This window comes from Bartonella sp. MF74HXZ, from assembly GCF_042194445.1.
Classification (GTDB): Bacteria; Pseudomonadota; Alphaproteobacteria; order Rhizobiales; family Rhizobiaceae; genus Bartonella; species Bartonella grahamii.
The window spans coordinates 184068-193938 of record NZ_JBHIMW010000004.1 but is presented as its reverse complement, the minus strand read 5'-3'; the positions used below and the strand labels follow the sequence as shown (position 1 = coordinate 193938).

Annotated in this window: 10 protein-coding genes; 3 read left to right on the top strand and 7 right to left on the bottom strand. The window is 38.8% G+C overall.

Translation table 11 applies throughout. The features are described from left to right. Positions 1-523 precede the first annotated feature (523 nt). Positions 524-847 carry a hypothetical protein gene (locus tag ACFIJ8_RS05055; RefSeq protein WP_273788613.1) on the top strand — a complete coding sequence of 108 codons (324 nt, stop codon included), beginning with the start codon at positions 524-526 and terminating at the stop codon, positions 845-847. Positions 848-1355: 508 nt separating this feature from the next. Here the strand turns inward: ACFIJ8_RS05055 and ACFIJ8_RS05050 are convergent. The 7 genes from ACFIJ8_RS05050 to ACFIJ8_RS05020 form a co-directional block, all read right to left on the bottom strand. Then, entirely contained in the window at positions 1356-2516 is a 1161-nt protein-coding gene (locus ACFIJ8_RS05050; protein WP_375639134.1) for a DUF6990 domain-containing protein, read from the bottom strand. A 9-nt stretch (positions 2517-2525) separates the two neighbouring features. Further along, on the bottom strand, positions 2526-2903 hold the full coding sequence (locus ACFIJ8_RS05045) for a hypothetical protein (RefSeq protein WP_273788534.1): 378 nt from the start codon (positions 2901-2903) through the stop codon (positions 2526-2528). A gap of 812 nt (positions 2904-3715) precedes the next feature. Further along, a complete protein-coding gene (locus ACFIJ8_RS05040; protein ID WP_375639133.1) occupies positions 3716-4663 on the bottom strand; it encodes a DUF6990 domain-containing protein in 948 nt (315 codons plus the stop codon). A gap of 147 nt (positions 4664-4810) precedes the next feature. Further along, complete coding sequence (locus ACFIJ8_RS05035) at positions 4811-5134, bottom strand: hypothetical protein (protein ID WP_375639132.1); 324 nt, start codon at positions 5132-5134, stop codon at positions 4811-4813. Between the two features lie 24 nt (positions 5135-5158). Beyond that, positions 5159-5443 (bottom strand): hypothetical protein, encoded by a 285-nt coding sequence (locus ACFIJ8_RS05030; RefSeq protein ID WP_375639131.1) that lies wholly within the window; start codon positions 5441-5443, stop codon positions 5159-5161. Positions 5444-6089: 646 nt separating this feature from the next. Then, entirely contained in the window at positions 6090-6668 is a 579-nt protein-coding gene (locus tag ACFIJ8_RS05025; RefSeq protein ID WP_375639130.1) for a hypothetical protein, read from the bottom strand. 63 nt (positions 6669-6731) lie between these two features. Continuing rightward, a complete protein-coding gene (locus ACFIJ8_RS05020) occupies positions 6732-7154 on the bottom strand; it encodes a hypothetical protein (protein ID WP_375639129.1) in 423 nt (140 codons plus the stop codon). Positions 7155-7653: 499 nt separating this feature from the next. Between ACFIJ8_RS05020 and ACFIJ8_RS05015 the strand changes: the two genes are divergently transcribed. Next, the gene (locus ACFIJ8_RS05015) at positions 7654-8217 is read left to right on the top strand and encodes an NADPH-dependent FMN reductase (protein ID WP_273788528.1); all 564 of its coding nucleotides are present in this window, start codon (positions 7654-7656) and stop codon (positions 8215-8217) included. A gap of 19 nt (positions 8218-8236) precedes the next feature. Then, positions 8237-8746 (top strand): short-chain dehydrogenase, encoded by a 510-nt coding sequence (locus ACFIJ8_RS05010; protein WP_375639128.1) that lies wholly within the window; start codon positions 8237-8239, stop codon positions 8744-8746. Positions 8747-9871 lie beyond the last annotated feature (1125 nt).

Below are 9871 nucleotides of genomic sequence, written 5' to 3'. Positions count from 1 at the left end.
AAAGAGTGCACCCTTCCCCTCAACGGATACTGCTCAACCCTCATGAAGCAGCATCCAAACTGTAGAGGATGCACTCCGCCTTCAAAGAGTGCACCCTTCCCCTCAACGGATACTGCTCAACCCTCATGAAGCAGTATCCAAGCTGTAGAGGATGCACTCAGCCTTCAAAAAAGTGCATCCTTCCCCTCACGGGTTTTACTTAACTTTCATCGCATCTCATTCTTATGAACCCTCATTTTTACGAATCTTTGCTAAAAAGAACAAAAAGAAGTTTTCTAGCAACTATTGTATCACCCATCTTATGGGATTCCACTTGCCTACAGACTTTCAAACTTTTTTACACCCTCATAAAATATGAATCTGAAAGAATTCTTTAAGGCAATTAAGGGTAAATTTTGTCAAAATGTAGACAAACTTTATTCTTTTTTATGACTGTTGTATTTTTACTATAGTTATTTAAATCGAATTTATGTATGATACATATCGATATTTATTTATAGAAATAAATATAGGAGAAAAAACTATGAATATCAGATATTTTTTCATAGCGGGGGCAATTACAAGTGGTTTAGCTCTCGCGATTCAAAAATCTGATCGTATAGTCAATAAAGAACCCTCTCCTATTGTTGCACCTTATACTGTCGAGAAAACAAATTTACAGTTTGTTAAACAAGTAAGGGATACATCGGATACATTGAATATACTGAGAGTAAATAATAGAAGCGCATCAGAACAAGCATCAATAAACGATATATACGAAAAAGGAAAAAGTTTATTGAATGCAATAGCTGGTTTTTTAGGATCAATTATTATATATTTTATACAATTGGTTTCCGCTAGAGTATAAGAGACAAAAATTTCTTAAAATAAGGTTATATACATTTTGTGTATATTGTAAAATTTAAATAAAGAGGCCCTTTTAAAATGGGGCCTTTTTTAGTTTAATTTTTCCGATGTTTTTATTTTTATTGGCTAAATATCACCGCCTTCAAAAATGACATTTTTTACTTGTCCCACATCTCAAATAATGAGGGCTCTCCCCCTAAGCTCCCCCCCCTCATACCACTTTAGTTAATAGACTTCCCTCATACCGCTTGAATAAGCGATAATTTATGAGCATTTTCTAACAAAAAAGAGACCGCCTTTAAGAAGATAGAAGAATTTATAATCGATTTTTCTCCCCTATTCTTGAGGATCAAGCCATTTTCAGTCTATTTTTTTAAAATCTTGGCTATTATTCTTGATTTTTCGAGCACTTTATTTTGCTCTGGTAAGAAAGGTATGAAAGCGCCTCAATCATAGCGCTTTCACATCTTTTAAATAAAAGTGCTTTTCTTCAACAGGAGAGTACAACACTAATCAATTTTTATATCCATAAATGCAGGTTCACCATCTTTAATATAAATAATATCAGGAGCATGTTTTACCCCCTCTGCTTCAAACACGAACTGTTTATCACTCACATCAAATCCTTGTTCCCTTAATTCTTGTTTTTTCTCCTCGACTAATTTTTTATGAAAAGCGCGTTTTTGATTACACGTATTAGGGGATCTCACTCTGAAAAGCTGATAGTCCATGGCTATAGACCACTTCTCAGCAACCCGTTCCAGAAGATCGTAACTGAACTTTCCTTCCCTTTTCACTTCTTGAGCGATCATTAAAGCGCGTTCCAAATGGACTTTTTCAATGGTTTCATCAAAGCCAAGCTTTTCCCCTGCCGTAAAACTTTCATCATAAGAAGCTAAAGTCTCAACATCGCCCAACAAGGCAAGAGCAGCAAGATGTAGCAAAGCATAAGGTGCGAGCTCTATGTCATCATCCGGTGCCCAAGATAAAGAGTCTTTTTCCCAAGGAGGAAGACTATATTGAGAGCGAAACATTCCATGCAAAGAATCACTTTCCATTGTCCATTTTAAAGTTTTATCGAGTGCTTTCTTTAAACGCTTGGCGCTCACTTTTTCTTCAAAAATTTCCAATCCATTGGGCACAAAATTCATAAATACCGTTGGCACAACCCCAGAATTATGAGGATTAATCGTCTGACAAGCCGCAGCGAAAATACCGCTCATAATTAAAAGTCCGCGATCAAAGGGCGAAAATTCTTCCACTCGTTGCTCGTTATAAAGAAACTGCACTTCGCGATCTGGTAAAAAGAGGGTTGCCAAATAATCTCCCTTTCCCTCGATTTCCACCGACCATCCCAAGCTTTTTAAAAGCCCTGTTGCACTTTCTATCGTGAGAATTTCATCATCATCATAATCGGCAGAGAACTCTTTTTCCTTTAGTTGCAAACGCCTCTCCTGCACCACGGCTTCATCTTTCCAAAACTGCTGCGTTGCAAGATCATTTTCTTTAAGCACTCTTTCCAGCTCGCCTTTCACTTGGAAATTCATTTTCATCCGTTTGAAGACAGAGGTATAAAGAGCTAAAATAAGCATGATAATGATCATGCAAATAGCAATCATCACCCAGAATCCGGGATCCAAGACACGTACCGCTATAGGATCACTGTTCATTTTTCCCTCTCAGTCTTTACAAAGCCCGTGCGACAGAGAGCTTATGTGCTCTCCTACAGAGATTGCTTCTTCTAGTTTCTGAATATTTTTTCGCAACTCACACGTCACTTTGGTGCGAAGCCGTAACATAACCGGAATAAAAATAATGACACAGACCATTATGATGCCCGTCGTTTTAAAGAGAACGGCATGCACAACATATTGCCATCCTGTCAGCTGCCAATTTAATACATCTGGTATTTCTAGAACCATTTTCCAGATGATAATGATAACAGCAATAGCAAAAATAACTTTATAATCCTTTGCTGAGAGCAACGCTTGCTGGAGTGAAAAAGAATGCACTCCTTTATGCGTTTCTTGCTCTGATGCCCAATTTTGCTCCTTCATGTATTCCCCTCTCACTCTTTGAAAAGACCCGTGCGACAGAGAGCTTATTTGCTATCCCACAGAGATTGCCTCTTCTCGTTTCTAGATCTTTTTTTCCAATTTACGCATTATGATGATGCAAAACCCAAATATCACTGGAATCAAGAAAAGTACACAGACCATTATGGTTTGCGTCATAATAAAAATAATAATATTTATGGTACCGTGATACCCCTTACCTTCCTCACACCTCAAACAGCGAAGATTTTCAAACCGCGCCAATCTGTAACCGATAGTCACAATTCAGCTTTTTTCCAAAAAATTCTCCTATTTTCAAGAAAATGACCCTGCATCCCCACTTCAATAGGATTCATTTCAAAGCTTGAATGAACAAGGCACCTAAAAATACGAAAACAACCCATATACCGCGATCACCTGCTAGAAAAACCGTTCTTTTACTTGTCCCACATCTCAAATAATGAGGGCTCTCCCCCCTAAGCGCCCCCCTCTCATACCACTTTAGTTAATAGACTTCCCTCATAGCGTTTTAGTTAATAGACTTCCCTCATACCGCTTGAATAAGCGATAATTTATGAGCATTTTCTAACAAAAAAGAGATCGCCTTTAAGAAGATAGCAGAATTTATAATCGATTTTTCTCCCCTATTCTTGAGGATCAAACCATTTTCAGTCTATTTTTTAAAATCTTGGCTATTATTCTTGATTTTTCGAGCACTTTATTTTGCTCTGGTGTGAAAAGTATGAAAGCGCCTCAATCATGGCGCTTTTCTTCTTTCAAATAAAAGTGCTTTTCTTCAACAGAAGAATACAACACTAATCAATTTTTATATCCATAAATGCAGGTTCACCATCTTTAATATAAATAATATCAGGAGAATATTTTACCCCTTCTACTTCAAGCACGAGCTGTTCATCACTCACCCCTTCAAATCCTTGTTCCCTTAATTCTTGTTTTTTCTCCTCGACTATTTTTTTATGAAAATCTCGTTTTTGATTACACGTATCAGGGGATCTCACTCTGAAAAGCTGATAGTTCATAGCTATAGACCACTTCTCAGCAACCCGTTCCAGAAGATCGTAACTGAACTTTCCTTCCCTTTTCACTTCTTGAGCAATCACCATCGCACGTTCCAAATGAACTTTTTCAATGGTTTCATCAAAGCCAAGCTTTTCCCCTGCCGTAAAACTTTCGTCATAAGAAGCTAAAATCTCAACATCGCCCAGCAAGGCAAGAGCTGCAAGATGCAGCAAAGCATAAGGTGCGAACTCTACTTCATCACCCAGTGCCCAAGATAAAGAGTCTTTTTCCCAAGGAGGAATACTATATTGAGAGCGAAACATTTCATGCAAAGAATCACTTTCCATTGTCCATTTTAAAGTTTTATCGAGAGTTTTCTTTAAAAGCTGGGCGCTCACTTTTTCTTCAAAAATTTCCAATCCATTGGATACAAAATTCATAAATACTGTTGGCAAAACCCCAGAATTATGAGGATTAATCGTCTGACAAGCCGCAGCGAAAATACCGCTCATAATTAAAAGTCCGCGATCAAAGGGCGAAAATTCTTCCACTCGTTTCTCGTTATAGAGAAACTGCACTTCACGATCTGGTAAAAAGAGAGTTGCCAAATGATCTCCTTTTCCCTCGATTTCCACCGACCATCCCAAGCTTTTTAAAAGCGCTGTTGCACTCTGTATGGTTAAAAATTCCCCCTCATCAAGCGATTCTTTCTTGCTTTTTTCAGAATTTTTTTTATCCCGCATGGATCTTACCCCTTACCTTCCTCACACCTCAAACAGTGAATATTTTCAAACCGCGCCAATCTGTAACCGATAGCCACAATTCAGCTTTTTTCCAAAAAATTCTCCTATTTTCAAGAAAATAACCCTGCATCCCCACTTCAATAGGATTCATTTCAAAGCTTGAATGAACAAGGCACCTAAAAATACGAAAACAACCCATATACCGCGATCACCTGCTAGAAAAACCGTTCCCCCTTCCTCACATTTCAAACGATGAAGTAAGTCCCAAACGCTCACTCTAGGCTCTAAACCCCATGGGCTCTCATTCCCTTTTATCAATACTAATCCATAATCGGCTTTTCTTCCCCTCAATGTCATCCTCAACACTGCTCCTTTAAAGCAATGTTTACGGACACCCCATGAAAGAGCACCAAAAAACATCAGAGGCAAAATGGTATAGAGAGCAATCCCTATAAAGGCTGAATCTCTCATAATTCCTTCATTATTTTTTCCCTCTCATGACTTCTCAAGCGCTGTATCCTGTTCTTGCAAGACGCTTTTCAGTTCTTTTCTTAAACAGCGATACATTCTCACCTGCTTAAAGACACCATAATAAAGTTCTAAAATCATCATGGGAATACAAGCAACCCACACTGTCACGAACATAAGCACGAAAACAAATATCATGACAAGAATATCGTCCATTTTCCAGTTCACACTTTCTTTATACCGATCCTTTTTATCGGTTATTTTACCCCGTTGCTGGTTTATTTCTTTCAATTTCCGAGTATTTTTTACCAACAAACGCCACAATATGATGCAGAGTATCAACATAACTGGAAACAAGACCCAAACACACACTATAATAACTTTCCAAAACGCACACAGAGAGAGAAAAAGAGGTGTATCCCACCACCCTGTCCGTTCCCCATTGCTACCTAAGGATGAGAGAAAGAAAATCTTGTTCCACAGCTCAAGAGAGAAAATGCTGTACTCTTTGCTATCCAAGGATGAGAGAGAGAGAATCCTGTTCCACAGCTCAAGAAAGAAAATCCTGTTCCATAGCTCAATAATGAGGGAGAGGAAACAAATGACAACATGCTCTCGCACAGAAAAAACACTTTTTTCGAAAAAATGGCGCAGTCCATTATAAAATGCTGAATTTTTCCCCTTCATTGCTCTTCCTTTTTTTTATGAAAAACGCATTTCTTTATCTCATGCTCGCTCTTTTAAGAACCACTAAAAGTGCGATACATGGCACTTCCCTTATTTTCAACAAAAAACCCCGACTTTCTAAAAACGCAGTTGCTCTTCCAAATGATTAAGAGCATCCTCCTCATTACAAACGAAAATAGGCTATCCTCTTTGCCTGATGATTCTTCAACCATTCATCCCCTATTCTTGTGTCACGAGCTTCCAAACCTTGCCTCTTCCCCCTTCACTATAGCTACGCAAGCGCCTTGTCGCTCTCTTTTCTTACGCGTTTTAGTACCCGTCTCACTTTACAATACGTTCTCACGCGCTTGAAAACAAAATAATAAAATTCCAAAATGATCATGACAACACCCGCAGGAAAAAAGATTTCCAGCAGAAATATCAACCAAAGGTATGCGATAAAAAAACTGCTTATTTTTTCTCTATCCTTTTTTACTGGATTATTTTGTTGATCGGTTGTGTGACCCCGTTGCTGGATAGCCTCTTCTAACTGCTGAATCTTTTTTTTCAACAAATACGTTAAGATGAGATAAAGCACCAATAAAACAGGCATCAAGGCAACAACACACACCATGATAACTTCACGCAGCACAAAGAGCGCCAAAAGAGCGCTATCCTGCGATACACTCAACGACCACTCGGATTCTAATGGGATCAAAAGAGCTTTATGACCTATCCCAATAAGGATAGAAATAAGACAAATGATAATATGGTCTTTATAAGAACGAAATGATTTTCCAAAAACAACAGAGCACAGTTTGTTATAAAATGTGGAATTTTCCCCCTTCATTTGCTCTTCCTTTTTATACAACTGTTTGTCCTTGACTTTTATAAGGACACGAACAATCTCTCATATAAGGACACGAACAATCTATCAAGTAAAATTCCGTCCATTGTCGTCAAACAGAACACCCCCAGAGAACACTCGTATTGCATATTTATGTTGCCAATACTTCAATTTTGCCAATTCACGTGCTTGTTTTAAAGAAGCATCTCTCAACACTTCCAAACCAACGCGCGTCCACCCCATTTCATGAACAGCACCCTTGAAGGAAATAACAATAGCGCCCTCATGAATATATCCCCTTACGATAAAATCTATCACCACCATTGTTTCAATAAAAAGTATAACCCAGCGCCATTCACATACGCCGCCCACCGCATCTACGATACCCGCACCCCCCCCTACAAACAGCCATACCGCTCTGCCCCTACAACAGCCTTTACCCGCACCCCCCCTACAACAGCCATATCTAGCTTCGACAACAGCCCTTATCTCTTGAAAAGATAGAAGCATTTTTATTCTTTTATCAATTGTTTTCCGCCCCCCCTGTTTTCCGCCCCCCACTTAAGATATGAAAAAAGGAACTTCCATTGATACGCAAATGATCGCGCAATAAAAGCATTTGAAATAAGAAAATCTTACAACTCTCTTATTCCAATTAAAAAGGATCAATGATCATTATAAATCAAAATATGGCGATATCTTCCTTTTTTCATTGGGAATCTTGCAAGCCAACAGCTAAGAATATATTCATAAAAAACGCTTTTAAAACAATAAGACAGCCGCTACTTTTGAGATCAAACGTTTTAATATTAATGAAAGCACTAACATTCTCTTCAAGTTTGAGGTGTTGTTTTGTCAACAATCTTGTTAGCATGGACTGATTCTATAACTATGCGGTATCATCACAACTGCTCTTTATAAACAGCATAATGATACGCGTCATTTTACTCACAATTCTTTTTAAGCCTTGCGTTATAGGCTTTTCTGGAAAAGATAAAGGAGAATCCTATTGAATATAGCAATTATTTTGGGGTCTGTGCGTCAACCTTCATTAACAAGAACTTTAGCCAGTTATTTAGCGGATTGCCTCACGAAGCGGGGTGCATCACTTCATTGGGTTGATTTGCGTGAACAGCCCTTACCGATGACAGATCCAGATTATCATCAACAGGTTGAGGCTAATCCAAGTGCTGCGGTTCGCCAGTTTGTAAAAACCATTGCAGCGGCTGATGGCGTTATTCTAGCAAGCCCCGTTTATCAAGGGTCTTATTCAGGTGTTTTAAAAAATGCTCTTGATAATTTAGCTTATAATGCCTTTTTAAATAAACCTGTTGGGCTTATCTCTCATGGGAGTACCGCCCAAAAATGCGCACAACCGTGTGAGCATTTATTGCCGGTGGTGAGCACGCTTTATGGTTATGCACTCCAATGTCAAATCGCCTCTTCCCCCGAAGATTTTTCCTCAGATGATGACGGTCGTACTTGGAAAGTTATCAGTGAAGAGATACAAACACGTTGTGAAAGGCTTGCTGATGAAATGTGTACATTTTTAAAGCACCGTGGTGTGATTTAAAGCAAAAAGGGAGGGGGGCATGAAAAAAAAGGGTGCGCACTATCGTTATTTAGTGGTAGGGGGCACAGGGATGCTTGCCCCTTTGTGTCAATCACTCGAGCCGCAAGAAGTGATTATTGCTGCACGCTTTCTTTCACATAAAGTCCAACTTGAGGCATTGCACAACAAACAGTTGTGCGTGCCGTTGGATTATGATTGTGCGGCATCAAAGGCGCAATTTTTAGAAGCTGTGAAGCAATGGCATGATCTAAAATATTGCATATTATGGATTCATTCGCCTGCATTTTCTTGCGCATTAATTGAGCAGTTAGCTCTTTTGCCTAAACCACCATGTATTCTTCATATTTTTGGTTCCAACACCCATGATCAAATGGTCCTCGAGTGCGCGCGCAAAAACAAGGTTGATTTTATCCCCATTCGATTAGGACAAAAAATAACCCCAAAAGGTTCACGATGGCTGACTCATCAGGAGATAAGCCAACAGGTACTGGATGCCATAAAAAACCATATGAATAAACCAAACTTATGATCAATACCTATGCTTTTCAAAGAAGCCGTGCCCCTTCAATCTCTATCCATACCCGAACATCCTCTTGAGTCCCCCCATACTCTTTACATCATAGGCTTTGCGAACGAACAATCCCCCTCCCTGCGCCTCTCAAACAGCATCCTTATATCAACAGCCCCAAAACCAAACGTTTTTTACCCCTAGGCTTATCCCCCTCTGACGGTTTATGATCTTCACACGGGCTTATTCCCTTCTCACGCGACTTAGACAGCATAATCTTATGGGGCGTTATGTTATAAGGCGTCATGGCATAAAACTTAAAACAGCAAATTGTGTTTAGAATTTTTTGTCTATTTTAAAGCTGACCTTTCTCCCCACACCTCAAAAAACGATGATTTCTAAAAAACGTAAGGTTCCCACGAAAAACTTCTCTTTCAACAGTCCAAATTTTAGCAGGTTCGAGTTGATTTCCCGCTCATAGTCTTCCCATAATACTCATACGCGACAAACTTTTTTAAAGAAATTTCAACGCACTCCTTAAAACAACACTTAAACGTACCAAAAAAGCTTATATCAAAACAGAATTTTATGACATCATGGGAGGATATATTATAAAAAACACCATTTCAGAACCGAATGAAAATTAGGCACCCTTACAGCCAGCGTACAAAAAGCACCCTCGTATGCTAAGCATAATAAACTCGTATGCTAAGCATAATAAAAAAGTATCGCAATAAACCGAAAAAAAACCGATAAGAAAACACAATTAGCAAGCACACTTGCTTTAAATTCATTTTTACGACAGCAAATAAGAAAACGTAAAATAAAGAACCGTAAACTTTCAAGCCATTAAACTCAAAAAACAAGTGGTGGATTGAGCTAAATTTAAAGCCTTATAAAGAAAACCCACTGATCATATACAAGATATACCAAAGATACGAAAAACTTCTCTCAAATTTGACGCATTTCACAATCCAACCTTTACGCCTTCATTGCCCCCCCTCTTCTCCTCAACCGCCCCACAACCCTCACGGCTCTTGATCAACCACACATCCTACCATTACAGTTTCACGTTTTTACGATTTTGCAAATTCACAGAAAACAAGAAAACTTCTGATAAACAGCCAAAGCCTATTACAAGCCTAT

Excerpts from the sequence above, each read along its gene's own strand:
- ACFIJ8_RS05020 (WP_375639129.1), bottom strand. The coding sequence starts at position 7,154 with ATGCTTCTATCTTTTCAAGAGATAAGGGCTGTTGTCGAAGCTAGATAT.
- ACFIJ8_RS05050 (WP_375639134.1), bottom strand. The coding sequence starts at position 2,516 with ATGAACAGTGATCCTATAGCGGTACGTGTCTTGGATCCCGGATTCTGG.
- ACFIJ8_RS05045 (WP_273788534.1), bottom strand. The coding sequence starts at position 2,903 with ATGAAGGAGCAAAATTGGGCATCAGAGCAAGAAACGCATAAAGGAGTG.
- ACFIJ8_RS05055 (WP_273788613.1), top strand. The coding sequence starts at position 524 with ATGAATATCAGATATTTTTTCATAGCGGGGGCAATTACAAGTGGTTTA.
- ACFIJ8_RS05010 (WP_375639128.1), top strand. The coding sequence starts at position 8,237 with ATGAAAAAAAAGGGTGCGCACTATCGTTATTTAGTGGTAGGGGGCACA.
- ACFIJ8_RS05040 (WP_375639133.1), bottom strand. The coding sequence starts at position 4,663 with ATGCGGGATAAAAAAAATTCTGAAAAAAGCAAGAAAGAATCGCTTGAT.
- ACFIJ8_RS05035 (WP_375639132.1), bottom strand. The coding sequence starts at position 5,134 with ATGAGAGATTCAGCCTTTATAGGGATTGCTCTCTATACCATTTTGCCT.